This is a genomic window from Mycobacterium sp. SMC-19 (assembly GCF_045310815.1).
Taxonomy (GTDB): domain Bacteria; phylum Actinomycetota; class Actinomycetes; order Mycobacteriales; family Mycobacteriaceae; genus Mycobacterium.
Genome location: NZ_JBJIAM010000004.1, coordinates 190,092 through 216,864 on the forward strand (window position 1 = coordinate 190,092; position 26,773 = coordinate 216,864).

Consider the following 26,773-nt stretch of genomic DNA (forward strand, 5'->3'; position numbering starts at 1 on the left):
CCTACCTGGCAAGCCGCCGCATGAATCCAGCGATGTTAACGCTACCGGCTGATAGCGGCGCGGTTCAGTGATGAAATCATTAGCGGCAATGTCGTCGGGCACGCAGTTCGGTGACCGGGGTTCATGGGTTTCCGTGAGGAGTCGGTGATGAGCGAGACCGCGTCGGGTTCGCGGGCTGGGTCACGGGTGGGGCGCTATCTCCTCAAACGGCTGCTGGGGCGCGGCACCACCGGCGAGGTCTACGAGGCGGTCGACACCCATAAGGACCGCACCGCCGCGCTCAAACTGCTGGCGCCGGCGTTAGGCGGGAATCCGGCTTTTCGCGAGTGGCTGCAGCGTGAGGCGCTGGTCGTTGGGCGGGTGCAGGAGCCTCATGTGGTCCCGGTTCGCGACTACGGCGAGCTCGACGGCCAAGTGTTCATCGATATGCCTCTGGTAGCCGGTGCCGATCTGGCCGCACTGTTGAAGCGCCACGGCGCACTACCCCCGTCGCGTGCGGTGAACGTCGTGTGGCAGGCAGCGTCGGCCCTGGACGCCGCGCACAGCGTCGGGGTGATCCACCGCGGTGTCAAGCCGCGCAACATTCTGCTGACCAGTGATGACTTCGTCTATCTGGTGGATTTCGGGTTGGCCGGCGCTCCCGGAGCCGACGCGGCCGACGCCGAGAATGCGGGTGCCCGCTGGAAGTACGCGGCACCGGAGTTGTTCTCCGGCAGTGACTTCGGACCGGCTGTCGACGTCTATGCGCTGGCATGCGTGCTCTATCAGTGCGTGACAGGATCGCCGCCATACCGGGCCGACAGCCTCAAGATGCTGGCCAATGCACATCAAACCAAACCGATTCCGCGGCCCAGCTACGCCGGGGCGACCATCCCCGCCGCCTTGGACGAAGTAGTCGCCAAAGGTATGGCCAAGGACCCCCACGAGCGTTATGCCAGCGCCGCGGAGCTCGCAACCGCGGCCTATCAGGCGCTCAGCGCGCCCGATCAGCACCGGACCCTGCAGATCTATGAGACCAGCCAGCAGTCCACCCCGCCGTTGATCGAGCAGTCACAACAAAGCACACCGCCGGGGGTGCCGACCGAGGTGCCGCCTTCCGAGCCGGCCGCGGCGGCCGAGGTTCCACCAGCCCCGGTGCACGAGGCGCCGCCGGTGCCCGAGCCGCAACCGAGCCGACCGGCCGCCCCGCCGGCCCAGCCCGACCCGATTCCCGCGCCCGTGACCGCCGCCCGCCCGACCGAGCAGCCGGGTCAGTCCCGGGTTTCGACGGCCGCCGACGACTGGTTCAGTTCGACACGCCGACTACGCCCGTATAACGATCCCGCCAAGCGCAAGCTGCTGCTGCGGATCGGAGCGGCGCTGGTCATCGTCGTCGGGTTGATCGTCTGGATGACGAACCGATCGGGTTCCGACGACCTGGCCGGCGACACCGACACCTCGCGGTCCGCCGCGGGGGCGACGCAGCCCACCACGACCGTGTCGTCGGCCGAGGCGCAGGCCCGTCTGTTCAAGCTGCTGCCCTCGGGCTACCCGCAGGACACCTGCACATCGACCACACCGTCGGGCGGGGCGATCGCCGAGGTGACGTGCGGCCGCAACACCGACGTCGACGGCCCGCCCACGGCGACCTACGCACTGTTCTCCGATGCCAGCTCGCTGCGCCAGAGCTTCGACAACACGGTGCAGGCCACCACCGTGGTCAACTGTCCGGGCCGAATCCAGTCGCCGGGCGCCTGGCACCGCACCGCCAGCCCGGACAAAACGGCCGGAACGCTGCTGTGCGGCACCCGACAGGGGTCACCCGTGCTGGTGTGGACCAACGACGCCAACCTGGTGATCGGCTCCCTGCGGACCGAGCGCAGCACACCCACACTGGAGCAGTTCTACGCGTGGTGGAGTTCGCACTCCTGAGCATCGATCCTTGAGAGCCGAACAAACGCAGCTGTCAAATCCGTTAGGCTTTTCCTCCTGGAGTCACTGCATCACCTTCGAGATCAGTCGAACCGAGGAGTCAGCCCATAATGAAGTTCTTCACAACTGCCGTGGCAGCCGCGGGCGCGTTGGCCGCAGCCGGAGCCGTCACCGCCGCGACCGCCAGTGCGGACGCCGGCGACGCCGCACCCTCGACCCACCCGATCGGCACCCAGGGCACCGTGGAGAACGGCGGTGTCATCCAGGGCTGGACCGTCAGTGACCTGCGCCCCAGCTCCGACGCCATCCCCTACCAGCCGCGCGGCACCCTGTGGGAGGCCACCGCCACCGACGTGGCCATCCAGGGCAACGTCACCCCGGTGATCGCCAACCTCGGCGCGCGCTCAGCAAGCGGTCAGACCTACCCGGCCCTGTTCACCGTGGCCAGCGCGCAGGGCGTGAACCCGGCCAACCTGGCTCAGGGCCAGAAGACCAGCGGCAAGGTCTACTTCGACGTCACCGGCGACGTGCCCAACAGCGCGGTCTACCAGGGCGCCGGTCAGGATCTGCTGGTCTGGACCCCCGCCGCGCCGACCACGCCGGCCGGCGGTTCGTCGGGTCCGGCGGCCACCGGTTCGCAGCGGGCCTCCGGTCCGGCGGCCACCGGCACCAAGCCTGCCCAGCCGGGCGCCCAGGGCGCCCCGGCCGCTACCGAGACCACGCCGGCTGCCGCCGGTAGCCAGGGCACCCCGCTGCCCGCGAGCAGTCAGGGCACCCCGTTGCCGGCCGAGGCCGGCGGCACTCCGGCCGCTGCCACCGGTTCGGAGGTTCCGGGCGCCACGGGCACGTCGGGTTCGCAGACCCAGGCCGGCGCGGGCAGCGCGGAAGCGTCGACTCCGGCCGGCGGCCCGGCGCCGTCCTCGCAACAGACCCCGGGTACGCCGACCCAGTCCGAGGCATCGGCTGCCGCCGGCAGCTCGGGTACGCCGCTTCCCGCGGAGGCGCCGGGCGCGTCGACAACGGAAGCGACCGGTACGACGGGCACGGCGGGCACCGGTTCGGAAGGCACCACGTCGGCTGCCGCCGGAAACCAGGGCACGCCGCTTCCGGCCGGCACCCCCGGTACCCCCGCCGCCAGCGGCGCGAGCACCTCGACCACGTCGAACTGACCGAAGTTCATCGCCAGTCCGGCCCGGCCTCTGCTACCGCGAGGTCGGGCCGGACTCGTTCCTGGGTAGCGTGGTACCCGGCCCGCTACGATGGAAGTACTTGAGTACCAATGTCGTCGGCATGCAGCCGATTTGAGGAGACAGTCCCATGAAGTCCATCTCGACCGCACTGGTCGCGGGAGCACTGGCCGCCGCGGGCGCCCTCAGCACCGGGATCGCCGGCGCGGACCCTGACCCGGCCCCAGTTCCCGCCCCGGCCACCCAACCGATCGGCACCCAGGGCACCTTGCCCGAAGGCCCCGGCGTGCACGGCTGGACCATCACCGATCTGCGCCCCAGCTCGGACGCCATCCCCTACCAGCCACGCGGCACCCTGTGGGAGGCCACCGCCACCGACGAGGCGATCCAGGGCACCGTTTTCCCGATCGTCGCCAACCTCAGTGCCCGTTCGGCCAGCGGCCAGAACTACCAGTCCCTGTTCACCGTGCCCACGCCCCAGGGCATCGTGCCGACCGGTCTCACCCAAGGCCAAAAGACCAGCGGCAAGGTCTACTTCGACGTCACCGGCGATGCCCCGAACAGCATGGTGTACCAGACCGGCGGCGCGGACCTGATCCGATGGGTGGCCCCGGCTCCGCAGGCACCGGCTCAGCCGCAAGCCCCCGCCGGCGGGTCCCAGGTCCCGGCGAGCGGCGGCAGCAACCGGGCGCCTGCTGCGCCGGCTCGACCCCCCGCGGCGCGGCCCGCGCACCCCGCGCCGTCAGCTCCGCCGACCGGCAGCTCCGGAACCCCGCTGCCCGAGGGCAGCTCCGGCACGCCGCTGCCCGCCGAAGCTCCCTGATTCAGCGGCTGCTCAGAGCCCGAACTGGTCGTCGATCAGTCCGAGCCAGATCTGGGCCGCGTCGATGGCGACCTTCTCACTGATGAAGGCGTGCTGGGTTCCGGTATAGATGTCGCGGAATGCTCGTTCGAGGCGGCTGCCTTCGCGGATCGCTGTTGTCCCGGCCGCCAGATGTGCCCATTCGGCGCAGTTTCTGGCGGTATCGGTGGCGTAGACGGCCGCCACTCGCATGTCGGCACGCAGTCCCGGCGTCAGGTCTTCCCCTGCCGCGACGGCGGTTTCGGCTGTGGTGAAGGCATCGAGCACCAGCAGACGAGCGGCTCGCCACGCGGCGACATGGTGAGCCAGATCCTTCTGGAATGTCGGGCGGCTGGCCAATGCCGCCATGTCGCTCATGCGGTATTTGGTGGCGGCAAGTTCGGTGACGTCGTCCAGCATGCTTTTGGCGACACCGAGCGCCCAGGACGCGTGCCCTGCCGCGGTCACCGGCATCAAGCCCATCCGGCACGCCGGTGTGCTACCCCGGCGGGGCGTACGGCAGAACAGCGGAAAGGTCCGGCTCTGTGGCACGAACACGTCGTTGGCACTGTAGTCGTAGGAGCCGGTTCCCTTGAGCCCCTGGACATGCCAGCCGTCGTTGAATGAGACCTGCTCACGCGGGAGCACCGCGACCTGCATGTCGGGTATCCCGTCGCTGACCCAGCGCATCTCGCCGTCGTCCATCGGGAAGAATCCCGCGGCGACGTACTGGGAGTGGCCGATGCCCGAGCCGAAGCTCCACGCTCCGCTCAGCCGGTAGCCGCCGTCGACCGCCACGCCCTGCCCATTGGGGAAGTATTGGCCGCCCAGCGTGACGCGATGGTCGTGGCAGGTGAACACCTCTGCGAACCCGTCGTCGGGCAAGTAGGCGGCGGCGGCAAACGACGAGGGCATGTTGGCGATACCGACCCAGCCGAACGAGCCGTCCTGCCAGGCCATTTCGATCCACGTCTCGATCATCTCGGCGAACGACGGCCCGACGCCGCCGGCAGCCGATGGATTGAACGACGTCATCAGGCCGCTGCGCCACATCTCGTCGACGATGGGGCCGGTCAGCGTGCGGCGCTGCTCGGACGCGGCGGCTTCGGCCGCCACCAGCTCGCGCATGCCGCGCGCCAGTGCGACGACCCTGCCGGCCTCGGTCACTTGCGGAAGCGCCCGGCGAATCCGCGCAGCGGCAGGTCGGCGCTGGTCAGCAGGCCGGGCGGCGCCGCCACCACCGACTTGATCGCGTTGAGTGCGGGCAGCCCGGTCACGGTCATGCCGATCGAGGCGAAGTTGTCCGGGTTGGACAGGTCGACCCCGGGTTTGGGGAAGATCATGTGCTTGTTGTAGACGCACGGATCGCCGGTGACCCGGGTGATGTAGCAGCCCTTGATATTCCAGTTCGGCTCGGTGAACGGCGTCATCTGCCACTCCAGATGCGTCTCGACGCGCGGCACACCGTCCACCATGCCCTGGTACTTGATGTAGTTGCCGCCCAACGAGCCCTTCGGCAGGGTGTACCAACCCAGGTCGACATCCCTGGTGCACACCCCCAGCTCGTAATCGAAGGTCACCTCGTCGAGGGTCAGATCGAAACAGTCGGCCATCATCAGCACGCTGTCGGCAAAGACGCGGGTGAATTTCTCCAACTTGGCCGGGATCTCTGGATCATCGGCCGGCTGGCCGTAGCCCACCTCGATCCAGGTGTCCTTGGAGTGGTGACACGACACGTCCACCGACTCGATGGTGGTGATGTTCTCGATCTCGGCGACATCAGCCGAACACACCACGCCGAGAATCTGATTGAGCCCCGGGTTCATTCCGGTGCCGTAGAAACTCGCGCCACCCAGCTCGGCGGCCTCGGCCAGCAGCTGCGTCACCGGCTTGCCCGACGGGTGCGGATGATTGCGGTCGCGATGCCAGCCGGTGATCCAGTCGGCGGTGGTCACGATGTTGATGCCCGCTTCCAGGACCTTGACGTAGAGGTCCTCGTCGGGAAACACCCCATGAAAAGTCAGGACGTCGGGCTTGGCGGCGATGATCTCCTCGACACTGCCGGTCGCGATGACCCCGTTGGGCGCGATCCCGGCCAGCTCACCGGTGTCCTTACCAACCTTGTCCGGCGAATAGCAGTGCACCCCTACCAGTTCGAGGTCGTCGCGCGCGGCGAACCGTCGGATCATCTCGGTCCCGACGTTGCCGGTGGCGACCTGGAAAACACGGATGGGTGCGGCGGCTGCGTTCATGCGGTGAAACCCTTCTGCGCGTGGACCTCGGCAGCACTGCCGCCGATGCCATCGGGATAGAACTGCTTGGCCCACTGGCGAATTGCAGTGAAGCCCTCAAACTCCGCGGTCGCCAGGGCCGGCGGATCCGAATAGCGCTGATGCGACCAGATGTGGATGTCTTGCTCGAATTGGCGGATGACTTCGCGCCCGAAATCGGCTGCGCGGGCCTCGGCGCGATCAGGATCTCCGGGCTTATGCGGCGATCCCAGCTTCGCCTCTCCTCCGTCGAGCCTCGCTGAATCGCCGGGCTGTGACCTGCCGATGTAGACCATGAAGCGAACGTCGGAGGTGGATTCGTCCACCGGCGTGATCGCCGAGATGGTCCGGTTGTCGATCATGCCCCAGCTCTTGGTCACCGCGATGCCCAAGCCGCCGTTGATGGCTTCCACGCCGCTGTTGACGTCCTCGATCTTCTGACCATCGTCGCCCTCGAAAGTGATGGTGAAGTCCACGTAGGACACCGGTTCGGCGAAATCGTGGCGGGTGAAGACCGGCACGATCGGGGTGCGGTGCACGTACTTGAAGTGGGCGAAGTCCACACCGTTCTCCAGCACGTACTGCGGGTGCATCTCCAGGCTTTGCCGGTACAGCCGTTGCTGCGGGTAGTAGTCGGCGGCGCTGCGATCGTCGAAGCTGGCGAACACATCGGGCGGGTCGAAGTACGGCGCACGGCCGTGCGCGTCATTCCAGATGTAGACCGACTCGTTGCGCTCGACAACCGGATAGGTGGTGATACGCCGGCCGCGGTTGGGCTTGTCCTGGTATGGGATACAGACGTTGCGGCCCTGGGAATTCCACTGCCAGCCGTGGAACGGGCACTGCAGCACCTCGCCGTGCACGGTGCCGCCGTAGCCCAGATGTGCGCCCAGGTGTTCGCAGTACGCGTTCATCACGGTGAGCTGACCGGACTCGGCACGCCAGGCCACCATCTCCCGGCCGAAGTACTTCATGGTGTGGACATCGCCGACGCCGATCTCGTCGGACCAAGCCACTTGAAACCAGCCTGTCGGGTTCATCGACAAGGGCGGTTTGGCCATGTCAACGTGTCCTCTCTGTGGTCTCCGACCGGGCCCGACTTCCGCAGCATAGTTCGCTCCGCGACAGAATCATAGTGGGCACTATGGAAATGTTGTTAGGATCCGTGGGATGACACAACCGGCGCCGCGGCGCAGCAACAAGCGTGGGCAGGCCACCCGCGAGGCGATGCTGGACGCCGCGGTGCGCTCGCTGGCCACCGGCGACCCCGGCGCGGTGTCGGCCAGCCGGATCGCGAAGGAGAGCGGTGCCACCTGGGGTGCGGTGCAGTATCAGTTCGGCGACGTCGACGGGTTCTGGGCGGCGGTCCTGCACCGCACGGCCGAACGCCGCGATGCCGCGATGTCGGCATTCGCCGGGGTGAAACCGGATGCGCCGCTGCGGGATCGAGTCGCGGCGATCATCGACACCCTCTATGACGGGCTGGCCTCCCAGGATTCGCGGGCGATCGAGAATCTGCGGGCCGCACTCCCCCGCGACCACCTCGAATTGGAACGGATGTATCCGCGCACCGCAGCCGAGTTGTACTCCTGGGGCAAGAGTTGGCTGACGACGTGCCATGCGGCCTTCGCCGATCTCGGCGTCGACCCCCAGCGAGTGCGTGAGGTAGCCGCCCTCATCCCCGGTGCGATGCGCGGGCTGGTCTCCGAGCGCCAGCTGGGCTCCTACGCCGACCTCGACGAGGCCCGCCGCGGACTGACCAATGCGCTGGCGGCATATCTCGAGCAGTCACGGCTCGGCTAACGCTGCGGGAATCCGGCCACAGCGGCAGGATGTGATGGTGTTTGGCCTCGTCGTTGTTGTCACCCTCGTCGCCACCGTGGTCGGCGGCACCATCCTGGGGAAGCGCTATCGCGTCGGTCCCCCGGTGTTGCTCATCGTTCTCGGCGGCATGCTGGGTCTGATACCCCGCTTCGGCGAAACCCAGCTCGACGGGGAGATCGTGCTGCTGCTGTTCCTGCCGGCAATCCTGTACTGGGAGAGCATGAACACCAGCTTCCGGGAGATCCGGGCGAACCTGCGCGTAATCGTGCTCGTCAGCGTCGGCTTGGTGATTGCCACCGCGGTGGCGGTGTCCTGGACGGCCCGATCGCTGGGCATGGAGCCACATGCGGCGTCGGTTCTGGGTGCCGTGCTGTCGCCCACCGACGCCGCCGCCGTGGCCGGCCTGGCGAAGAAATTGCCGCGCCGGCCGCTGACCGTGCTTCGCGCCGAAAGCATCATCAACGACGGCACCGCGCTGGTGCTGTTCGCGGTGACGGTCGCCGTCGCCACCGGCAGCCCCGCGATCGGCCCCATCGACCTGGTGGGCCGATTCGTCGGCTCGTACCTCGGCGGTATCGCGGCCGGTCTGCTGGTGGGTGCCGCGGTCACGCTGCTGCGCCGCCGCATCGACGCGCCACTGGAAGAAGGCGCCCTGAGCATCTTGACGCCTTTCGCGGCGTTCCTGCTGGCTCAGACGTTTCACTGCAGCGGCGTCGTCGCGGTGCTGGTGTCCGCACTGGTGCTGTCCTACGTCGGCCCGCGGGTGATCGGGGCGCGTTCGCGGCTGCAGGCGTTCGCGTTCTGGGACATGGCGACGTTTTTGATCAACGGCTCGCTGTGGGTGTTCGTCGGCGTCCAGATCCCCGGGGCGGTGCACGGGATCGAGAATGTCGGCGACGGCGTCGGTCACGCCACGATGCTGGCCCTCGCTGTCACCGGTGTCGTCATCGTGACCCGAATCGCCTGGTCGGAGATCACCACCGTGCTCCTGCGCACCTTGGACCGGCGTGCCGTGCAGCGCACCCGTCGGGTGGGCTGGCGCCAGCGCGCGGTATCGAGTTGGGCGGGCTTCCGCGGCGCGGTCTCCCTGGCCGCGGCACTGGCCGTCCCGTTGACCACCCACGCGGGCACCCCGTTTCCGGACCGCAACCTGATCATCTACGTGGTCACCTTCGTGATCCTGGTGACGGTGCTGGTCCAAGGAAGCACCCTGCCCGCGGTCGTGCGATGGGCACGGATGCCCGAGGACGCGGCACACGCCGAGGAGTTGCACCTGGCGCGTACCCGGGCCGCCGAAGCCGCCCTGGAAGCACTGCCGCGGGTAGCCGACGAACTCGACGTCAGCCCGGAGCTGGTGGGTCGGCTGCTCAAGGAGTACCGGGATCAGGCCGAGTTGGTGGCGGTGTCCGATCAGCCCAACGCGGCCGCCGAACGTGACGACATGGTGCGCCGGGTACATCTGGGCGTCCTCGAGCACCAGCGCAGTGCCGTTACCGAACTGCGCGACCGAAATCAGATCGACGACATCGTGTTACGCGAGGTGCAGGCCGAAATGGACCTCGAGGAAGTGCGCCTGCTGGGACCGGCCGACGCCGAGTAGCGGCCGGGCGGGTCCATGCCCCACCGGCTCGTGGCGACAGGGTGGCTGCCGACCACTACTATCCACTTCGTGAGCGATTCATCGGCCCGCCGACTGCGACTCGCAAGTTCAGGCACTGTGCTAGCAGCAGTCTTGCTGACCGCCCCCGTCGTGATTCCCGCCGGCACGCCCGGTGCTGTGGCACCGGCCAGCGCGGCCTGCCCCGACGTCGAAGTGGTGTTCGCCCGTGGGCGCCTGGAATCACCCGGGGCCGGCGCGATCGGCAACGCGTTCGTCAGCGCGCTGCGCTCCAAGACCTCCAAGTACGTCAGTTTGTATGCGGTGAATTACCCCGCCGACAATGAGATCGACAAGGGCGCCAACGACATGAGCGCCCACATCCAGAACACGATCAACGGCTGCCCGAACACCCGGATAGTGCCGGGAGGTTACTCGCTGGGCGCGGCAGTCACCGACGTGGTGCTGGCAGTCCCCTTCTCGGCGTTGGGCTTCACCAATCCCCTGCCACCGGGCGCCGACGAGCACATCGCCGCAGTGGCGCTGTTCGGCAACGGCAGTCAATGGGTCGGACCCATCACGAACTTCAACCCGATCTACAACGATCGGACCATCGAGCAGTGCCATGGCGCCGACCCCATCTGCAACCCCGCCGACCCGAACACCTGGGAAGCGAACTGGCCGCAACACCTGGCCAGCGCCTATATCTCCGCAGGAATGGTGGACCAAGCGGCTGACTTCGTCGCCGGAAAGCTGTAGCCGGCCCTGGGCTGACCGCCGCCGTCAGCCCTTGGAGAGTTCGGGGGTACCGCGGCCCAGTCCGCGAAATCCCTCGCACGGTTGTTTGGCTCCGACCACGAACGGCAGCGCCTTCCACCGAAACCTCATCCTGCCGCGAAATCCCATGGCGTCGGGCGGTGGCGCTACCGCCGACTTCGCGAGATCCAGGTAGTACGTTGCCGTTTGGCCCAGTCCTTCGAAGTCGTGCACCAGTGGCGTGCACACAGCACGAACGGGCTCGTCAAGCCGCTGCGCTATGGCATCGGTCATCAACACGTATTCGGGAACCGGCACCAGGTTCTTGAGCATCCGGTGCACCAGGATGACGTCGACGCCGGCAAGTTCGGTGTGACGCTTGACCTTCTGCTCGGCGACCTCGCCCTCATGCGCGACGAACTTCAGCGAGAGGTTCATCAGCTGCTCGCAGCTTTCACAGTTACAGTTGCGCCCGTTCTCGATCCGGGCCCGTCGATTCAGGAACGCCTGATGCATTCGCGACAACCGCTCGCTGACCAAGACCTGGGCGTCACCGTCGGGCGCCCAGAAGAAGGCGGCGTCACCTTCGAGCTTCGCCAGCTTCATGCCCTTGGCGGCATCGATGACCGATTCCAGCAGCGCGGCGACTGCCATCTGGGCATGCACCAGATGGGTCCGGTTCCAGTTCATATAGGCGGTGTAGCCGCCGATATCAGCAATGACGAGCACCGCGCGCCGGATGGCCATGAATAAGGAAGTTTAGTCCCCGTTGCTAGCCATAACCACGCTTCACCAGATGACGTGCGCCGGCCTCCATGGCGGCCGGGCCGGCCACCTCGAAGTCGAAGGCGTTGGCCAACCGATTGGTGATGTCGAAGACCAGACCGACCGCCAGTGCGTCCTTGACCTGCTCAGGCGTGACGCCGGTCGCCAGCACGCCGCGCACGTCGTCGGCATCGATGCGCTGCTGGCGCGACAGCTGGCCCAGCAGGCGAAGTGTTGCCCGCAGCTCTTCGGTGATCGGGGCGGTGTCCAGGTCAGCGAGGGTGGCGGCTGCGGTCTCATCGGCATAGCAGAGATTGGAGGTGGCCGTGTGCGCGGCGACGCAGAACGGGCAGTCGTTCACCTTGGAGAGGTAGGCGGCCATCAGCTCCCGCTCCCCGATGGTCCAGGCCGACGGCCCGCGCATCGCCTCGTTGGTCAGCGGTCCGCCACCGTAGAACTCCGGGCGATAGAACGCGAGTTTGACGGCGTCGACCACCGGCTGCCGTGACACCAGGCGAATGATTCTCAACAGGGCCTTGGTGCGTAGCCGGTGGCCGTGGTCGAGGACGGCCAGTCTCATTGCTTCCCCCGGGCTTCGGTCGCATCCGCGAGCGCCTCCAGCGCGCTGGTGTACTGCCGGGTCGCCTGGCCGACCGCGGCGCACACGACGACCTCGAAGATCTGGTCTTCGCTCAGGCCTGCGGCACCGACGGCGGCAATATCCTGGTCGGCCACGCTGTACGAGCGCAGGGCCACCTTGTCGACCAAGGTGCTGATCGGTTCCTCGAGACCGGCGTTGTCGTAGGCGGCCCGGCGCAATCCCAGCGGCGCTGTCCCGCCCTGGCCCAGAATGCGGTCCAGCAGCGCTCGGTGAAATTCGGTGATGTCGGACATGGCTTTTCGTGGACCTCCTGGTGGGGATGAGGGTCACATCGGCTGGTCACTACCGGTCCATTGTGCGACCGCGGGGCCCGTGCGGTCCAGGCCTGGGCGATTCAGAGTTCTACCGGCGGGGTGTGGACCAGGCGGGGATCGGGCGCCCCCGATATGCGCAGCAGACCTCGCACGACGCGGACGGCCAGCGGCCACGAGCGCGGATCACGCAGGTTGATACCGCCGATCAGTTGTTTGACCATGGACAGCGTGTCGAAATAGATCCGCTCGACCACCAGGTTCTCGCGCTCGTCGAAGATGAAGTAGGCGGTCATCCGGGTGCGGTGCCGTGATCCGGTGGGTGGCACGGCGCCTAGGGGCCCCAGATGTGTTCCCGTCAACCAGAACTCGACGATCACCGCGTCGGCACTGTGGCGCAGCGCGATGATCTCGTGGTTTTGGTCCGGGAAGGCCACTCGGGTACCGCGGTAGTAACCGCGCACCTCGGCGTCGCCGTCATGCACCGTCAGGGTCGGAATGATCTCGTAGTGGGGATGCGGGAACGTGGCCAGCACGTCGTCCCAGTCCTGACGTACTTCGTCCCGGAAATGGTCGAGGACCAGCCTCTCGCGGGCGCGCAGGACCTCGACGGACGGGATGGCGTAGCGATCGGTCACGGTGTTCCCCTTACGGAGTCATGCGTTGTCCTGCCGGCGAGTTTCGCGCTCGTCGCTTACCTGCCGATACTGCCGCAGCTCGGCGCGCACCGCAGCATCGAATGCCCGGTCCAAGCTGGCGTGCGCCGACCGCCTGGCCACCCTGCGCATAGCGTCGACCAGGTCCGCGGCCCAGGCGAGTTCGTCGTCACTGGCCGGCAGCCACCCCCGGCCGCGCTGCCGAACCACCTCGTCGTGTCCGCTGCGCGTCAAGAGTCCGGCCGCATCGTCCAACTTCTTGTCGACTGCGGTCACGGTCTTCAGCATCGTCGCCAACGGCATCCCTCGCGACATCAACGTCTCGAGGTCATCGATCTGATTCGTGTCTGCGACCCGGTAGACGTTGTCGACGTCGGTCGGCTCGATGACTCCACTGGTGGTCAGGCGCCGCAGCAAGGGGGCGTCCAGCGGGCCCAGCCGCTCCTCCAACTGTTCTCGCGTCATGGTCTGCGACAGCGGACGTGACCACGGTGCGGTCACCAACTCGCCCAAATCAGCCAGGTCCAAGACCTCGACCAAGGCATCGCCGCGCTGAAGCCCGGTCAAGAACTTCAGGATGTGTTTGACCGTGAAACCCTCGCCGAGCAAACGGATGATCGCCTGTAGCTGCTTGAGGTGCCGGTCGGTGTAGATCGCGACCCGGCCCCGGCGCTGGGGCCGGGGCAACAGACCGCTTTCCTGGTACACCCGGACGTTGCGAGTGGTGGTCCCCGCCTGTCTCGCAAGATCGTCGATCCGGTACTCGGTCACTATGACATCCTAGGCAGTCAGGACCGGGTCACTGCTTGTCTTCGCGGCGGTGATCTTGAAGTCTTCCAGTTCCAGCGTCTTGAGTTGGTTGACGAATTGCGTGGCGAAGCCAGGGAACATGGTGGCGTTGAAGCCATCCTCGGTCAGATACCAGCTCTGGCATCCGGAGTTCCACGTAGTGGACTTCAGGCGCCGTTGGATGTCCTGGTTATAGCGATCCTGCACCTCGGGCCGTACATCGATCGACTTCCATTCGTACTGCAGCAGTTTCGAGATCGCGCCGACGATGTAGTCGATCTGAGCCTCCATGTAGACCAGAGCCGAGCTGTGGCCAGGTCCGGAGTTCGGGCCGAAGGTGAAGAACAGATTCGGATACCCCGATACCGCCACACTGCGGTAGGCGTAGGCGCCCCTGCTCCACTCCGATGCCAAGTCGCGGCCGTCGATTCCGGTGATCGGGATCGGGGTGCCGGCCTTGGACACCTCGAAGCCAGTGGCGAACACGATGGCGTCGAACTGGTGCTCGATGCCTTCGACGGTGCGAATGCCCTTGGGTGACAACCGAGCGATGGGCCAGGTCACCAGTTTGCAGTTGTCTTTCTGCAGCGCCGGATAGTAGTCACTGGTCATCAACAGTCGCTTGCAGCCGGCGGAGAAATCCGGTGTGAGCTGTCGGCGCAACCACGGATCCTTCACCTGCGCCCGTAGATTCGCCAGGCTCAAGGTCTCCACCAGCCGGGTGAAGGGGCTGTCCCACACCACACCGACCGCAACCGACTCATGGCCCCAGAACCAGGCGGACCGCATCAGCTTCTCGACCAGCGGCACATCCTTGTAGATCTTCTTCAGCCAGCCGCCGGTCGCCGTGTTGAGCCGCGGCAGCACCCATCCCGGGGTGCGCTGGAACACCTTGACCGACTCGGCCACTTTGACCAGTTCGGGGATGATCTGCACACCGCTGGCACCGGTGCCGACGACGGCCACCTTCTTGCCGGTGAAGTCGTAGTCGTGATCCCAACGGGCGCTGTGGATCTTGTGCCCCTCGTAATCCTCGATGCCGGGAATGTTCGGGAGGCTGGCATTCGCCAGCGGCCCCGAGGCGACGATGACGGACTTGGCGCGCACCGCTTCCCGGCCGTCCAGGTCGATGGTCCATTCGCCGGCGTCCGCGTCGTAGCTGATCCCGGACACGTTGTGCTCGAACCGGATATACGGCGCGATCCCGAAGGATTCGACCATGTTGTCGATATAGCCGAGAATTTCGGAGCTGCCCGAGTAGGTGTGCGACCAGTCCGGGTTGGGCGCGAAGCTGTAAGAGTAAAGCCGCGACGGGATGTCGCAAGCCGCGCCCGGGTAGGTGTTGTCACGCCAGGTGCCGCCCACCCGGGTACCCCGTTCGAAGAGGGCGAAGTCGGTGATTCCCTGGTCTTTGAGGCGGATGGCGGCACCGATGCCGGCGAAGCCGGCGCCGATGATGGCTGTTGAGATAGTCACAGTGATCGTTCCTCTTACTTACGCGACCGGCTCGTAGGTCAGTTCCTGCGACCAAGTTGGGGTGTTGTGCACCAATGAGGGCGGGATGACTCCGGTGATCTTGACCAGGGAATCAGCCAGCCAGTGGTACTTGGAGCTGCGGTCGATCACCTTCTTGCCGTGCCAGGAGATGAACTGGTACATCGGCACTCGGCGGGCGAAAGAGCTTCGTTCGCCGACGCTTTGGAAGCGGCGCATCGCCTGGTAGAGGCGTTCTTCGTTGACGCCCATCGCCACGATGTTGTCGCGCATCTTGTTCAGCAGCGGGAAGTAGCTCAAGGTGCCGATCAGCAGCGCGGGATTCATCCAGCTGCCCACCAACTCGACCGCCAGCTTCCGCATGCTGGCGTGCCCCAGAATGTCCATCACCTCGAAATCGACCGCCAGGTGCCGCGACTCGTCGGAGTTGATCCGCTTGAAGACCTCTTGGGCCACCGGGTCTTTGACCTCGTCGGTGATGAACTTGATCAGCGCGCCGTCCAGGGCCACCTCCAGCATGGGGATGACGGTGCCCAGGATCGACAGCGACATGCTGTCGGAGAACTTGTCCAGCCAGGTGATCACCAGCTGAACATTGACACTCGGAGGTGGAATTTCGTCGTCGTCCAGCATTCCCCACCGTCGCATCAACGCGAGCTCGGCATTGGCGTGTTTCTGCTCTTCGGCGTGGAAGTGCTCGTAGATGCTCTTCAGGGTCGGAGTCGGGGCCTTCTTAGCTAGCGCCGCGAACCCACGGGCGCCGACGTTCTCGATCCACATCAGGTCGGTCATGAACGGCTTGAGCTTGGCCCACAGCTCCGGCTCGATCAGCTCGGCCCCAGGGGCGTCCCAGTCGATGTCGACCAAGGCCCACTGCTTGTCCTTGATCTTCTGCAGCATGTCGTCGAGGTTCATCGCCATGATCGGTTTTTTCCTTTCACAAGACGGTCATTACGAATTCAGTTCTGGGGAAGCAGCCGGGCGAGCAACCCGGTGCCTCGGACGTACAGTTCCGGGAAGTGCCGCTTCAGGTGCCAGATGACCGTGGCGTCGAGTTGCGGCACCACATACAGCCGGCCACTGTCGTGAGCGTCCAAGGTGCGTGCCGCGACATTGTCCGCCGACAGTCCGGTCCAGTGGGCCAGCTGCTGACTGAGGTTCATCGACGCCGGTGTGATCCGGCCGTCTTGAAAGACGTTGGTCTTCACGAAGGTCGGGCACAGCACCGTGACCGCGATGCCGGTGCCGTCCAGTTCGGCCGCCAGTGTCTCCGACAGCGACATCACGCCGGCCTTCGACACGTTGTAGGCGGCCATCGACGGTGCGGCGGCAAACCCTGCCGCCGATGCCACGTTGATGATCCCGCCGCGTCCGGCCTGCCGCAGCAGCGGAGTGAAGACCTCGCAGCCGTTGACCACGCCCCACAGGTTGATCCCCAGCGCCCAGTCCCAGTCCTCGAAACCGATGTCGCCGACCGATTTTCCGCCGATGCCGACGCCGGCATTGTTGATCACCAGGGTCGGTGGGCCACCGAAGATCTCCTGTGCACGCGTGGCCAGTTGCTCGATCGCGCCGCGGTCGGACACATCGCACTGCACCGCATGGGCGGTCCCGGTCGGCAGCTGCTCGATCAGCGCCACCGTCTCGGCGGCCCGCTCTGCGTTGATGTCGGCACAGATGACCTCGCCGCCACGACGAGCCAGCTCCAGGGCGAACGATCGTCCGATTCCGCTGCCGGCGCCGGTGACCACCGCCTTGGCGTTGGCCGTCCGTCGATCATGGCGAAACAGGGACAGCACCGTGTCGAGACCGAGCATCAGCGTGCCGCCCCAAGTTCGTCGGATCGCTGGTCGGCATAGACGCCGGCGATGAAGGCCGCCACGCGACGCAGCGCGGGACTGGCCTCCGGGGCCAGCCGGGGCAGGGCCTGGAAGACATGCACCATGCCCGGCCACACCTCCAAGGTGGAGGCTCCGCCGTTTCGGCGTAGCTCGGCGTCCAGGTAGCGCGAGTCGGCGCTGAGGATCTCGAAGCCACCCACCTGGGTGAACACCGGAGGCAGCCGATCCGCCCGGCTGAAATCGAGCCGAAGGCGCACATTGTGGGGGTCTTGGCCCCGCACGTAGAGATCCACCAGCCGACGGGCCGAGGCCGCCGACACCGCGGGGTCACGCCGCACCTTCTCCTGCTGCTCGGCCAGCTTCAGCGTGAGGTCGATCAAGGGCGAGAACAGCACCACACCAGCCGGCTGAAATGCCGGCTCGTCGGCGTGGGCGAGCAGCATGTCGCAGGTCAGGTGGCCGCCCGCGGAGTCCGCACCGATCACGATGTCGGCCGCGACGTACCCCTGGGCCAGCAACCACCGGTAACCGGCCTCGACGTCGTCGGCCGCTGCAGGGAACGGGTTCTCCGGGGCCAAGCGATAGTCCACGGAGAACATCGGCAGGCCGGTTGCCTCCGAGAGCCTGGCGACCAGCTTGCGGTGGGTTCGCGTCGAGCACAGCACGTATCCGCTGCCGTGCACGTAATAACCGGCCCGCCGGCCGAACTCGACGCCGGGCCCGAGCACCCATTCGCCGCGAACCCCTGCCTCGCGCACCGGAATGACCCTGGTGCCGGCCGGAGTGGACCCGAGCGTTCCCATGATGGTGGCGATCAGTCCGCGGGCGAACGCGATACCCGGACGATTCATCGGAATCATGGTGTTGAGAACGTGCAATGTCCAGCGCGTGGTCATGCCCGCAACCACCGCACGCATCGATGCGCGGGTGGGTACTGGCGGCAGGGTCGAGCCATCGAGTTCCGTCACGGCACTCACAACACCAGCGATCGTGCCATTTGTCAATGGCACGATTTGCGGTGTATAGGTCCGGGGAGGGCCTCAGGACACCGTGACCGGGCCCAGCAGCTCGGGCAGCTCCGCCTGGTACGGCGGCAGACTCGGCGTGGCCGGCCTCAGTTGAGGCGACGGGGCCGGAGGTGGCGTCGCACCCATGGCCCAGTTGCCGTCGTTACCGGCGGTGTAGGCCAGCCAGACCCGGTCGACGCCGGCCTGGGCTTTGGCAGCCTTGAGCAGTTCGTTCTGATACCCGGTGCGGGGTACAGCGAAGGAACCCTGACCGATGCACCCCAGGGCGCCGCCGGCGAACTGGCCAGCGCCGGAACTGATGTGCCAGCCGTCAGGGGCCTGGCAGGCGTAGCGCAGGAACTGGCCGCAGGCCTCGGCTTGGAAGCGACCGTCGCCGCTGTGCACGGCGCACTGTTGGGTGGGGCTGGACAGCGGTTGACCGTAGGACCAACTCCAGGCGAAGCCCGCCAGCTGATCGGCTTGTGGGTCTAGGAAGTTCGGGCCGGGCGCGTTGGCACCGCATTTCATCATCTCGTGGATATCGGCGGACGTCATCGGCTGGGCATTGCCGCCGCCGGCGAGCACGTCGACCAGCGTGCTGGAGTCGAAGAACCGCGTGTAGGAGCTCTCGTACTGCGCTCTGCTGAAGTAGCAGTCGGGGTACTGGACGGTGACCGGCCTCCCCTTCTCCGCCACATTGCTGTCGTTGAAGCCGAGAGCGTCCCAGGCCGCATTCTGACCGCAACCGCTGTTGGTGAAGAGCAGCACCTGCTTGCCGCTCGCGAGGATCTGGGCCATGCTCACGCCCCGCGGGATCGCCTGGGTGTCGCAGGAAGAGCCGGGCTGCACCTGCGACGGGCGGAACAGCAGGTCACGCGCGGAGGTATTGCCCAGCGTGCTCTCGATGACCGCGGCCCCGGCCGGCAGCGACTTGGTGACGTCGTCGACCGAGTCGTCGAGGCGATTCTCGATGTAGAGGACGATCACCTGGTCGGGGTGGGCGTCCAACCAGCGCCGTATCTCCTGCAAGCCCGCGGTCGCGGGCCGTTCGAAGGTGCAGCCCAGGTGGTTGTCGAAGCCGTGGCACAAGATCGGTGCGTAGCCGCCGGGGGCGCCCAGGCTGGGGTACCAGTGCAGGTCGAGCTCGAGGAACCGCATGTCCAAGTCGAGTTGGTTGACCAACGAATACAGCTGGTCGGGATCCATACCCGACAACGTCGGCGGGACATTGGCGTTGGTGTAGTTGAACGAGTTGTGGGTGGCAGGTAGCTGGGCCTCGGCCAGCGGCAGAGTCATGCTCAGCCGGTACTGCTGCGCCAGCGCCTTGTGCACCGGCCCGGCCAAGTAGTTCTGTACGGACCGCTCGCCGATGGGGCTGCCGTTGCGAAGGGCGCAATAGTCGATCGGGCCATTGATCACCCGGCACTGGCTGGCTACCAGCTGTGCCGCCGCGTCAAGGGTCTTGCAGGTTGCCGCCAGCTGCCCGGTTGCGACGTCGAAGCAGGCGCTGATCAGTCCGTGCTTGTTGCCGCCGAACCAGCTGCACGCCTCGACGGAACCGACCGTGCTGCAGGCGTTCACCAGCGGGTCGGTGACGCCGCCGATCGCCGTACACACCGGGGTGAACGCCGGGCCTAGGTCGGTACAGGCGGTGGCCAGCGACGGCGGCGCGGAAGACGGCGACATCACCGTGATGCCGACGGTGGCCGGCGTCGAGACCCCCGAACCGTCGGTCGTGGCGTAGCTGAAGGCGTCGGTACCGACGAAGCCGTTGGCCGGGGTGTAGGTAAACGTGGCTCCGGTGACAGTCGCCGTGCCGTTTGCGGGTGGGGTGACGATGGCGAACTGCGTGGCCGGGTTCGCCGGAACGGCAACCAGTCCCGCGCTGACCGGGGTGGCGGTAGTGGTCACGGCCACCACGTTCTGCGGCTGAGCACCGGCTGCCGACGCCACTCCCGGAAAGCCCACCGCGGCCCCGGCGCCTCCGGAAAGGACCGACAGCGCAGCGATGACCGCTGTCCAGCGCAACCGGCGGGTGGTGAGCCTGGTCGTGACGGTCCACCCGAAGTGGCGCCGGAAACGCTCAGCTGTCGCCCCATCGACCACAGGCCAAACTCCTTACGGTTACGACCCCCGCAACGTTCAGGCAACTTCCGTAACAATGAGCAACAGAAATCACACTGGTAACACGACACGATCACAGATCGAACTCAATGAATTCTTCGGATTAACTTGGCTTGCGCTCACTCAAGGCGCTCGCCATTCCGGGCGGCGCGAACGCCGAATGGTTCAGAAGTCCGCCAGCAGAGCGCCCGGCTCGCCCGAGTCCCCCAGGTCGAAGTCGCCGAGGTCCGGCGGCAGCGAACCGTCGATCGGCGAGTACGTGGCACCGATCGACTCGGCGACAGCGCGCGGCAGATAGTTCACCAGGGCATCGACGAAACCCGTTTGGTTCACGTCCTCGAACGGCGCCAGAAGCCCGGCCAGGCCCGGGGCTTCGCTGTTGAGATAGGCGTTGAGGAGGTCGGCCGGTGCGCCGAACAGCCCCAACAGCGCACCGGTGATATCGCCGGCCGACAGGTCATCGACGAAATTGCGGGCGAGCGTCTCGAATTCGGCGACGACGGCCTGCAAGGAGCTGAGCGCGGCAAGCCCGACCGGCACCTGTACTGCGTGCAGGGTGGCCATCGCCGCGTTCACGATGTTGCCGACGATGTCGATGGGGATCGCCACCAGGCGATCCACCAACCCCAAGATCGGAAAGGCACTGATCACAATGGCAATGGCCTGGCCCAGCGCCGCCGTGATATCGCTCGACGAGATGGCGCTGAACAGCGTGTCGAGCTGGTCGGGCAGGTTGATCAGCCCGTCGACGAATGACTGGGCGGTCGCCCCGAATGCTTCGAACGTCCGCTGCGCGTAGTCGAACCCGTTGGTGGCCAGCTGGACCACTATGGGCAGCGGGTCTTCCAGCCAGTGCGCGCCGATGGTGCCCAGATTGGTGAAGGTGTTGGTGATCAGGTCCACGTACGGGTCGAATGGACTGGCTGTCAGCTCGACTGCGCGCACGGCGACATCGGAAGGCGGCGCCACCAGCGGCGTCGCGATCAGGGTGCCCGCCGCCAACGCTGCGATGGCGGCGGTGATACCGGGGTGGCTGGCTAATCCCACAACACTCATTTCATGACTGGAGCCACTACGGTAACTCTGGGCACGCTGGTCAACCGCAGGAATGGGTGATTTTTGGCATGCCGCTTGCAGGGCAATGAGCGAATCCGTAGCGCCGGCCATCGCTTGACTGAGTCCTCAAGAGCGGACCTAAGTCTTCTTATGCCGGCCCGCCGCCTCCTTTAGCACATCACCGGGCCGGAGGTTGAGTATTTGATTCAGCGAATCTTTCAAATCCGAAGACGAAAATTGACGCCAGTTGCAACAATCCTGTCAGTTGCCAACTGGCGGCACAGCGTACGGTCCGACATCTGCTGGGGGCATGTCGGGCAACGTAATCGCTTGCCGTGCAAACACCTTGGCGACACCACCAGTGACCGCTCCGAACAAGGGGGTTCGATGAAGCAAATCATCTTCGGCGTCGCACTATGTGGCGCCGCGTTGGCGTTCGCCGGTGCGGCCAACGCCGCCAACGACAACCAATACGACTTCCTCTACGGCTCAACCGACGCGTTGGTCCTGGGCCCAACCGGGATCGCGACACCGACCGCCAACTACATCAGCAACGGGATCGACCTGTACCTCGGTCCGCTGGGTTACGGCGGCACCGTCGAGTCTTCCGTGGCGCTGAGCATGCCCAACAGCTGGGACTTCCTCGAGAGCGTCCCGCAGGGGCAAGCCATCCTCGTCGACGCGATCCTGGCCGACTACAACGCCGGCGAGATGGGCTGTGACGCCTCGGGCGTGTGCAGCGACCCGCTGACCATTTTCACCTACTCCCAGAGCAGCCTCATCGCCTCCTACGCCCAGGAGCAGCTCTCTGATGCCGGCGTCCCCACCGACGCTTTGCGTTTCGTGATGCTCGGCGCCAACCCCGCCGCCGTCCCCACCGACCTGTACCCCACCGAAGTGTTCAACATCCAAGGCGACGTCTTCGCGGACAACTTGGGCAAGAGCTGGTGGGACCTGCTGTTCGGGAACACAAGTTGGCAGGATCTGTTCTACGGGTTGGCGCTCCATCAGGTCTACCTCGGGCTGACACCAGACCAAATCGACTCGGCCACATCGGTTGTCGATGGGATGACCACGTTCAACGATATTCCCACGCTCGACACCGGTGAACTGATCCAAGCGCTGTTCAACTCGTTCTTTGCCGTGTGAGCTCCAGGTAGGAGTTGAGCCGGGCGGCGCTCGGCTCAACTCCGCCCGGAATGCCTCAGTGCCACCCCACGGCAGACCAAGAACGTGGTAGGGCGGGCGGGGCTCGAACCCGCGACCAATGGATTATGAGTCCACGGCTCTAACCAACTGAGCTACCGCCCCTGATACGCATGCGCGCGGGAACTATCGTGCCATGCCGCGCAGCAGCGCCTGTATGCGCCGCCGCCCCCGATCAACGCCGTCACGACGTAGCGGCCGACGACACGCATCCGCTGTCGGGCGCCCGCCGGTCGTCGATAGCGATTGACTTCCCGGCCAGAGCATCTGGCAGATCCCCGGGCGGGGAACCGCCGAACTCATCCGCCAGATCACGCACCTATGGCACACCAAATCATCTTTATATTGCAATGTGTGCATGTTTTGGGTATCGTCGCTGCCATGAACACGACAGAGCACCAGACCCACTCCCACACCGAACACACTCACGGACCCGACTGCGGCCACGAGGCAGTTCAGCACGGCGACCACGTGGACTACCTCCACGACGGCCATCGTCACGCCGCTCACGGTGATCACTACGACGAGCACTGATCACCGACCGGCACCGCAGGCAACCGATGGGGAAGGCTCCGCAACAGCGAGGCCTTCCCCATCGGCATGTGAGGAACGCCGGCTAATTGCCGCTGGCCGGCTCATTTCGGCGGATCGGGCAGCTCCATACCGGCCAAGCGAACCGGGTCCGCGATCGACACGATGCCGGCCAGCCGGCCGTTTCGCACCGTGCATGCCATCAGGGCCAGCGGCCGGCCGGTCGGGCCCCAACCCAAGATTCCGGGCTCGCCGTTGATCAGGACACGGCGCGCCGTGATGCGCGCCCCCTGACCTCGACGGACCGCCTCTACCACCGCACTGGATCCGGTCGTCACGCTCACCCCGCGGGCCGTGTGCTGACGCCAGGTGACCTCGGGGTCGAGTACCTGCAGCAGAGCCTCGAAGTCACCGCCCTGCGCGGCGGCCAGGAAAGCATCGACGACCTCGCGCTGCGCACGCCGATCCCCTGCTGGGGTGGGTACGTCCTGGACTTTGCGGCGTGCCCGGCTGGCCAGCATCTTGGCGGCATCAGCCGACTTCCCCACGATCGGCCCGATCTCGGCGAAGGGCACGGCGAACATGTCGTGCAGCACGAACGCGAGCCGTTCCTCGGGGCGCAGCGCCCCCAGCACGACCAGCAGCGCCAGCCCGATCGAATCCGACAGCACCGCAGCGTCTTCGGGGGTGTCGTGGTCGACGGTCACGACGAGCTCGGGCAGGTCCTGATCGATCGAGACTTCAGGCCGGGCGGTACGCGAACGCAGGATGTCGATGCAGATGCGGCTGATCACCGTCGTCAACCACCCCGGCAGGTTGTCGATCGCATCAACGTCCTGACGGGACAGCCGGAGCCACGCCTCCTGGACGGCATCTTCGGCGTCGGACCCCGAGCCCAACACCCGATACGCCAACGCCAACAGACGATGGCGCTGCCGCTCGAATATCTCTGCCAGCTGCGTCTCGGTGGTCATCGGTTACCTCTCGTGGTGGCGGTCCGTCATAGGTAATGACGAACCCCACCCAACCGAGGTAACCACGAAGGAGTCCGCCATGAACACCACCCTGTGGATCATCGCCGGCGTCGCCGCGACCGCGTATGCCATCGGTGGCGCCACCCTGCTCCTGCTGCCCCGGGCCAAATACCGGGCACTGGGCGCCAACCAGCACTGGGTCGACGATTTCGGCGACGGCCACCTGCGAACCATTGGCACGATCAAGCTGCTGGGCGCGACCGGCCTGGTCCTCCCGGCCGCAGCCGGTGTGGCACCGCTGCTCGTGCCGATCGCCGCCACCGGTCTGATGCTGTTCATGGCCGGGGCCGCCACCACCCGATTCCGCCGCAGCGAATGGGCCTACATGGCCGGCGACGTCGTCTTTATCGCTATGTTCGCATTCCTGGCGTGGGGCCGATTGGCCCTGCATCCGTTCGCCTGAACCCACCCGGCACGAGCGACGGGACCTGGCGGCGATATTGCCGGTACTCGTCGCCCAGAGCAGCGATCAGGTCGCGCTCCTCGAGCCGCACCGCCACCAGGATGTAGCCGGTGGCCGCGACCGCGAACAACAGGTGGCCGGCGGTCATGGTGGGCGTGGCCCAGAACGCGATCACGAATCCCACCATCAGCGGGTGCCGCACCACCCGGTAGAGCGCCCTGGCGTGAAAGCCGATATGGGAGTACGGCTGCGCCCGCCATGCGAGATATACCTGACGCAGCCCGAACAGGTCTACGTGGCTGATCATGAACGTCGACGCCAGGGCAATGGCCCAACCGATCCAGAACAGTCCCCACAGCACCGTCCGCTCCGCGGGCACCGTGAGGTTCCAGATGGTCGTCGGGATTGGCCGCCACTGCCAATACAGCAGGGCCAGAACCAGATTCGATGCCAGAACGTAGGTGCTGCGCTCGATGCTCTCGGGCACCACGCGGGTCAACCACCGCTTGAACGCCGGGCGCGCCATCACGCTGTGCTGCACCGCGAAAAGTGCCACCAGCGCGACATCGATGACGATCGCCAACCCGATTGGTGCGGGCGGACCGTGATCGACGCTGCGCGGCACGACGAAGTTGCCGACGAAGCCGACCAGGTACAGGAAAACCGCGAGGAAAGCGAGATAGTTGAGTGCCCCGTAGACCAGGGCGAGATAACGGGCCATGGCGCCCTCCCCCAATTGCCGACTCCGCCATCGTAGTCCCTCGAACCCGCAGGTCACCACAGGTTTCGTCGGGCAAGTGATCGAGCATTATCAAGGTCGGCTTACTATCCCAAGATGACCGCGGAAACCTTCGTCACCCACGCACCCGGCGATGTCCGGATCATCGCCGACCGGCACGGTGACCCCAACGCTCGCGCAGTGGTGTTCCTGCATGGCGGCGGGCAGACCCGCCGGTCCTGGGGCCGGGCCGCCGCGGCGGTTGCCGAACGCGGCTGGCAAGCGGTCACCGTCGATCTGCGCGGCCACGGCGAGTCGGATTGGGCCAGCGAGGGCGATTACCGGTTGGTCAGCTTCGCCGCCGATGTTCACCAGGTGCTGCGCACCCTGCCGCCGGACCCGGTACTGGTCGGTGCCTCGCTGGGCGGGTGCACCGCCATGCTGCTCGGCGGCGAACTGGCGCCGGGGGCGGCCAGTGCGGTGGTGCTGGTCGACATCGTGCCCAACATGGATGCCTCAGGTGCGCAGCGGGTGCAGGCGTTCATGGCCGAGAACATGGAGTCCGGCTTCGACTCCCTCGATGAGGTCGCCGACGCGATCGCCGCCTACAACCCGCACCGACCCCGCCCCACCGACCTGGGCGGGCTCACCACCAACCTGCGACGGCGCGGCGATCGCTGGTACTGGCATTGGGACCCGCAGTTCATCAGCGGCCCCGAGCACCAGGGCCCGATGGAGATCCACGATGTCGAGCGGCTCAACGCCGCGGTACAGACCATCCTCGACGGCGGGGTGCCGATGCTGCTGGTACGCGGCCAGCTCAGCGACCTGGTCAGCGCCACCAACGCCGAAGAGTTCTTAGCCCGATTCCCGCAGGTGGAGTTCGTCGATGTCGCCGGGGCCGGTCACATGGTCGCCGGGGACCGCAACGACATCTTCGCCGATGCCATCCTGGGCTTTCTGGCCCGCCACTCCGCCTGAGCTCAGCCGAACACGGTCTGGCCGTCGGCGTCCAGCAGATAGCGCTCGGTGCCCTCGGCGACCCGCGGCGCGTCGGCGGCCAGCGCCACCGCGATCTTGTTGCCGGCGTTGCGCATCACGTCCAGCGTCAGTTCGACGGCCTGCCGATCGGTGAAGTGCCGGCGCACCCCGGCGGCCACCCCGGGATCGATGTGGGCCGGTGTCCAGACCAGCGCGTCGACGTAGCGCAGCGCCGCCTGCTGCGCCGAGCTGAGCAGCCGTGACTTCTCGAAGTGCTCGATGTCGTCATAGAGCGACTCGGACCCGCCGGCGTCCAGGGCGGTCGTCTCGCGCAGCGACTTGCACAGCCGGCAGTTGTGCTGGGCCGCACCGCGCAGCCGCACCACCTCGGAGGTCACCGGATCCAGGGATCGTAGTCGGGCGACGGCGGGCATGAACCCGTTGAACAGCACATCGGCCGGGTGGCCGGTGTGATCCCACGCGATGGGGTCGGGCCAGGACACCACGACACCGACCGCATCGAGGCCGGCGCGCACCCGCGGTACGAAGTCGCCGATGTACATCTGGACTACAGCATCAAAGGCCTTGTCCCCCAGCGCCTCCCGCAGTCGCACTCGCTGGTCGTCGGTGATCATTGAGACGTCGACACTGAACTGTTCGGCGAATTCGGTTACCACAGGATCGACACCGGATGCATCGGCGCTCACCTCGGCTGGTAGCGGCGGTAGGCCCAGCGTCGGGCCGCACACGCCGCGGACCACGGCGCCCAGCCGGCCACCCGAGCACGCCACCAATCGATTCAGCTCACCGAGAACGTCCATCCCACCGAGTTTATGCGGCGGCTCCAGCTTCGCCTCTCCTTCGTCGAGG

27 protein-coding genes and 1 tRNA gene are annotated in these 26,773 nt (G+C 66.4%); 10 read left to right on the top strand and 18 right to left on the bottom strand.

What is annotated here, in order from left to right:
* The first annotated feature begins 147 nt into the window (after positions 1-147).
* The 3 genes from ACJH5R_RS10985 (at position 148) to ACJH5R_RS10995 (ending at position 3,921) form a co-directional block, all read left to right on the top strand.
* Entirely contained in the window at positions 148-1,911 is a 1,764-nt protein-coding gene (locus ACJH5R_RS10985; protein WP_406758253.1) for a serine/threonine-protein kinase, read from the top strand.
* Between the two features lie 110 nt (positions 1,912-2,021).
* Complete coding sequence (locus ACJH5R_RS10990; protein WP_406758252.1) at positions 2,022-3,080, top strand: DUF1942 domain-containing protein; 1,059 nt, start codon at positions 2,022-2,024, stop codon at positions 3,078-3,080.
* A gap of 148 nt (positions 3,081-3,228) precedes the next feature.
* Entirely contained in the window at positions 3,229-3,921 is a 693-nt protein-coding gene (locus ACJH5R_RS10995) for an MPT63 family protein (RefSeq protein ID WP_406758251.1), read from the top strand.
* Between the two features lie 12 nt (positions 3,922-3,933).
* Here ACJH5R_RS10995 and ACJH5R_RS11000 read toward each other — a convergent pair whose 3' ends face one another.
* The 3 genes from ACJH5R_RS11000 to ACJH5R_RS11010 are packed head-to-tail and all read right to left on the bottom strand — an operon-like array spanning position 3,934 to position 7,270.
* Positions 3,934-5,067, bottom strand: coding sequence for an acyl-CoA dehydrogenase family protein (locus tag ACJH5R_RS11000; protein WP_406758416.1), 1,134 nt, complete (start codon positions 5,065-5,067; stop codon positions 3,934-3,936).
* Positions 5,068-5,102: 35 nt separating this feature from the next.
* The gene (locus tag ACJH5R_RS11005; RefSeq protein ID WP_406758250.1) at positions 5,103-6,191 is read right to left on the bottom strand and encodes a dihydrodipicolinate reductase; all 1,089 of its coding nucleotides are present in this window, start codon (positions 6,189-6,191) and stop codon (positions 5,103-5,105) included.
* The gene (locus ACJH5R_RS11010; RefSeq protein WP_406758249.1) at positions 6,188-7,270 is read right to left on the bottom strand and encodes a Rieske 2Fe-2S domain-containing protein; all 1,083 of its coding nucleotides are present in this window, start codon (positions 7,268-7,270) and stop codon (positions 6,188-6,190) included. Before ACJH5R_RS11010 ends, ACJH5R_RS11005 begins: the two co-directional genes overlap by 4 nt.
* 109 nt (positions 7,271-7,379) lie before the next feature.
* Between ACJH5R_RS11010 and ACJH5R_RS11015 the strand changes: the two genes are divergently transcribed.
* The 3 genes from ACJH5R_RS11015 to ACJH5R_RS11025 all read left to right on the top strand — a co-directional run bounded on the left by ACJH5R_RS11015 (position 7,380) and on the right by ACJH5R_RS11025 (position 10,389).
* Positions 7,380-8,012, top strand: coding sequence for a TetR/AcrR family transcriptional regulator (locus ACJH5R_RS11015; protein ID WP_406758248.1), 633 nt, complete (start codon positions 7,380-7,382; stop codon positions 8,010-8,012).
* A gap of 37 nt (positions 8,013-8,049) precedes the next feature.
* Entirely contained in the window at positions 8,050-9,633 is a 1,584-nt protein-coding gene (locus ACJH5R_RS11020) for a Na+/H+ antiporter (RefSeq protein ID WP_406758415.1), read from the top strand.
* Positions 9,634-9,702: 69 nt separating this feature from the next.
* On the top strand, positions 9,703-10,389 hold the full coding sequence (locus ACJH5R_RS11025) for a cutinase family protein (RefSeq protein WP_406758247.1): 687 nt from the start codon (positions 9,703-9,705) through the stop codon (positions 10,387-10,389).
* Positions 10,390-10,413: 24 nt separating this feature from the next.
* On the opposite strand, the gene ACJH5R_RS11030 is transcribed toward ACJH5R_RS11025, so the two are convergent.
* The 11 genes from ACJH5R_RS11030 to ACJH5R_RS11080 all read right to left on the bottom strand — a co-directional run bounded on the left by ACJH5R_RS11030 (position 10,414) and on the right by ACJH5R_RS11080 (position 21,030).
* A complete protein-coding gene (locus tag ACJH5R_RS11030; RefSeq protein ID WP_406758246.1) occupies positions 10,414-11,133 on the bottom strand; it encodes a DUF2652 domain-containing protein in 720 nt (239 codons plus the stop codon).
* A gap of 25 nt (positions 11,134-11,158) precedes the next feature.
* The gene (locus ACJH5R_RS11035) at positions 11,159-11,731 is read right to left on the bottom strand and encodes a carboxymuconolactone decarboxylase family protein (protein WP_406758245.1); all 573 of its coding nucleotides are present in this window, start codon (positions 11,729-11,731) and stop codon (positions 11,159-11,161) included.
* Positions 11,728-12,045, bottom strand: a complete 318-nt coding sequence (locus ACJH5R_RS11040) for a hypothetical protein (RefSeq protein ID WP_406758244.1) — start codon at positions 12,043-12,045, stop codon at positions 11,728-11,730. Before ACJH5R_RS11040 ends, ACJH5R_RS11035 begins: the two co-directional genes overlap by 4 nt.
* A gap of 101 nt (positions 12,046-12,146) precedes the next feature.
* Complete coding sequence (locus ACJH5R_RS11045; RefSeq protein ID WP_406758243.1) at positions 12,147-12,701, bottom strand: ester cyclase; 555 nt, start codon at positions 12,699-12,701, stop codon at positions 12,147-12,149.
* 18 nt (positions 12,702-12,719) lie between these two features.
* Positions 12,720-13,490 carry a MerR family transcriptional regulator gene (locus ACJH5R_RS11050; protein ID WP_406758242.1) on the bottom strand — a complete coding sequence of 257 codons (771 nt, stop codon included), beginning with the start codon at positions 13,488-13,490 and terminating at the stop codon, positions 12,720-12,722.
* Positions 13,491-13,499: 9 nt separating this feature from the next.
* Positions 13,500-14,984 (bottom strand): flavin-containing monooxygenase, encoded by a 1,485-nt coding sequence (locus tag ACJH5R_RS11055; protein WP_406758241.1) that lies wholly within the window; start codon positions 14,982-14,984, stop codon positions 13,500-13,502.
* An 18-nt stretch (positions 14,985-15,002) separates the two neighbouring features.
* Entirely contained in the window at positions 15,003-15,923 is a 921-nt protein-coding gene (locus tag ACJH5R_RS11060; RefSeq protein ID WP_406758240.1) for a ferritin-like domain-containing protein, read from the bottom strand.
* Positions 15,924-15,961: 38 nt separating this feature from the next.
* Positions 15,962-16,819 (bottom strand): SDR family NAD(P)-dependent oxidoreductase, encoded by an 858-nt coding sequence (locus ACJH5R_RS11065; RefSeq protein WP_406758239.1) that lies wholly within the window; start codon positions 16,817-16,819, stop codon positions 15,962-15,964.
* On the bottom strand, positions 16,819-17,811 hold the full coding sequence (locus tag ACJH5R_RS11070) for an alpha/beta hydrolase (RefSeq protein ID WP_406782024.1): 993 nt from the start codon (positions 17,809-17,811) through the stop codon (positions 16,819-16,821). The genes ACJH5R_RS11065 and ACJH5R_RS11070 overlap by 1 nt, the downstream gene beginning before the upstream one ends.
* Before the next feature lie 72 nt (positions 17,812-17,883).
* On the bottom strand, positions 17,884-19,956 hold the full coding sequence (locus tag ACJH5R_RS11075; RefSeq protein WP_406758237.1) for an Ig-like domain-containing protein: 2,073 nt from the start codon (positions 19,954-19,956) through the stop codon (positions 17,884-17,886).
* Between the two features lie 183 nt (positions 19,957-20,139).
* Positions 20,140-21,030 (bottom strand): hypothetical protein, encoded by an 891-nt coding sequence (locus ACJH5R_RS11080; protein ID WP_406758236.1) that lies wholly within the window; start codon positions 21,028-21,030, stop codon positions 20,140-20,142.
* 387 nt (positions 21,031-21,417) lie between these two features.
* Here ACJH5R_RS11080 and ACJH5R_RS11085 point away from each other — a divergent pair, with 387 nt between their 5' ends.
* Complete coding sequence (locus ACJH5R_RS11085) at positions 21,418-22,179, top strand: PE-PPE domain-containing protein (RefSeq protein ID WP_406758235.1); 762 nt, start codon at positions 21,418-21,420, stop codon at positions 22,177-22,179.
* Positions 22,180-22,264: 85 nt separating this feature from the next.
* On the opposite strand, the gene ACJH5R_RS11090 is transcribed toward ACJH5R_RS11085, so the two are convergent.
* Positions 22,265-22,341 (bottom strand) — tRNA-Ile (locus tag ACJH5R_RS11090).
* 276 nt (positions 22,342-22,617) lie between these two features.
* On the opposite strand from ACJH5R_RS11090, the gene ACJH5R_RS11095 reads away from it, so the two are divergent.
* Positions 22,618-22,770, top strand: coding sequence for a zinc transporter permease (locus ACJH5R_RS11095; RefSeq protein ID WP_065040596.1), 153 nt, complete (start codon positions 22,618-22,620; stop codon positions 22,768-22,770).
* A 101-nt stretch (positions 22,771-22,871) separates the two neighbouring features.
* Here the strand turns inward: ACJH5R_RS11095 and ACJH5R_RS11100 are convergent, their stop codons facing one another.
* Positions 22,872-23,741, bottom strand: a complete 870-nt coding sequence (locus ACJH5R_RS11100) for a sigma-70 family RNA polymerase sigma factor (RefSeq protein WP_406758234.1) — start codon at positions 23,739-23,741, stop codon at positions 22,872-22,874.
* Between the two features lie 79 nt (positions 23,742-23,820).
* Between ACJH5R_RS11100 and ACJH5R_RS11105 the strand changes: the two genes are divergently transcribed.
* Positions 23,821-24,204: a DoxX family protein gene (locus ACJH5R_RS11105; RefSeq protein ID WP_406758233.1), complete on the top strand. Its 384-nt coding sequence runs from the start codon at positions 23,821-23,823 to the stop codon at positions 24,202-24,204.
* On the opposite strand, the gene mddA is transcribed toward ACJH5R_RS11105, so the two are convergent.
* Positions 24,152-24,925: a methanethiol S-methyltransferase gene (mddA, locus tag ACJH5R_RS11110; protein ID WP_406758232.1), complete on the bottom strand. Its 774-nt coding sequence runs from the start codon at positions 24,923-24,925 to the stop codon at positions 24,152-24,154. The two genes, ACJH5R_RS11105 and mddA, sit on opposite strands and share 53 nt — an antisense overlap.
* Before the next feature lie 114 nt (positions 24,926-25,039).
* On the opposite strand from mddA, the gene ACJH5R_RS11115 reads away from it, so the two are divergent.
* A complete protein-coding gene (locus ACJH5R_RS11115; protein ID WP_406758231.1) occupies positions 25,040-25,903 on the top strand; it encodes an alpha/beta fold hydrolase in 864 nt (287 codons plus the stop codon).
* A 2-nt stretch (positions 25,904-25,905) separates the two neighbouring features.
* Here ACJH5R_RS11115 and ACJH5R_RS11120 read toward each other — a convergent pair whose 3' ends face one another.
* A complete protein-coding gene (locus tag ACJH5R_RS11120) occupies positions 25,906-26,724 on the bottom strand; it encodes a carboxymuconolactone decarboxylase family protein (protein WP_406758230.1) in 819 nt (272 codons plus the stop codon).
* Positions 26,725-26,773: the final 49 nt, after the last annotated feature.

Coding starts and splice junctions, on each gene's coding strand:
- ACJH5R_RS11060 (WP_406758240.1), bottom strand. CDS start 15,923: ATGGCGATGAACCTCGACGACATGCTGCAGAAGATCAAGGACAAGCAG.
- ACJH5R_RS11100 (WP_406758234.1), bottom strand. CDS start 23,741: ATGACCACCGAGACGCAGCTGGCAGAGATATTCGAGCGGCAGCGCCAT.
- ACJH5R_RS10995 (WP_406758251.1), top strand. CDS start 3,229: ATGAAGTCCATCTCGACCGCACTGGTCGCGGGAGCACTGGCCGCCGCG.
- ACJH5R_RS10990 (WP_406758252.1), top strand. CDS start 2,022: ATGAAGTTCTTCACAACTGCCGTGGCAGCCGCGGGCGCGTTGGCCGCA.
- ACJH5R_RS11080 (WP_406758236.1), bottom strand. CDS start 21,030: ATGAGTGTTGTGGGATTAGCCAGCCACCCCGGTATCACCGCCGCCATC.
- ACJH5R_RS11015 (WP_406758248.1), top strand. CDS start 7,380: ATGACACAACCGGCGCCGCGGCGCAGCAACAAGCGTGGGCAGGCCACC.
- mddA (WP_406758232.1), bottom strand. CDS start 24,925: ATGGCCCGTTATCTCGCCCTGGTCTACGGGGCACTCAACTATCTCGCT.
- ACJH5R_RS11035 (WP_406758245.1), bottom strand. CDS start 11,731: ATGAGACTGGCCGTCCTCGACCACGGCCACCGGCTACGCACCAAGGCC.
- ACJH5R_RS11010 (WP_406758249.1), bottom strand. CDS start 7,270: ATGGCCAAACCGCCCTTGTCGATGAACCCGACAGGCTGGTTTCAAGTG.
- ACJH5R_RS11005 (WP_406758250.1), bottom strand. CDS start 6,191: ATGAACGCAGCCGCCGCACCCATCCGTGTTTTCCAGGTCGCCACCGGC.
- ACJH5R_RS11040 (WP_406758244.1), bottom strand. CDS start 12,045: ATGTCCGACATCACCGAATTTCACCGAGCGCTGCTGGACCGCATTCTG.
- ACJH5R_RS11095 (WP_065040596.1), top strand. CDS start 22,618: ATGAACACGACAGAGCACCAGACCCACTCCCACACCGAACACACTCAC.
- ACJH5R_RS11085 (WP_406758235.1), top strand. CDS start 21,418: ATGAAGCAAATCATCTTCGGCGTCGCACTATGTGGCGCCGCGTTGGCG.
- ACJH5R_RS11120 (WP_406758230.1), bottom strand. CDS start 26,724: ATGGACGTTCTCGGTGAGCTGAATCGATTGGTGGCGTGCTCGGGTGGC.
- ACJH5R_RS11115 (WP_406758231.1), top strand. CDS start 25,040: ATGACCGCGGAAACCTTCGTCACCCACGCACCCGGCGATGTCCGGATC.
- ACJH5R_RS11030 (WP_406758246.1), bottom strand. CDS start 11,133: ATGGCCATCCGGCGCGCGGTGCTCGTCATTGCTGATATCGGCGGCTAC.
- ACJH5R_RS11105 (WP_406758233.1), top strand. CDS start 23,821: ATGAACACCACCCTGTGGATCATCGCCGGCGTCGCCGCGACCGCGTAT.
- ACJH5R_RS11000 (WP_406758416.1), bottom strand. CDS start 5,067: ATGCGCGAGCTGGTGGCGGCCGAAGCCGCCGCGTCCGAGCAGCGCCGC.
- ACJH5R_RS11065 (WP_406758239.1), bottom strand. CDS start 16,819: ATGCTCGGTCTCGACACGGTGCTGTCCCTGTTTCGCCATGATCGACGG.
- ACJH5R_RS10985 (WP_406758253.1), top strand. CDS start 148: ATGAGCGAGACCGCGTCGGGTTCGCGGGCTGGGTCACGGGTGGGGCGC.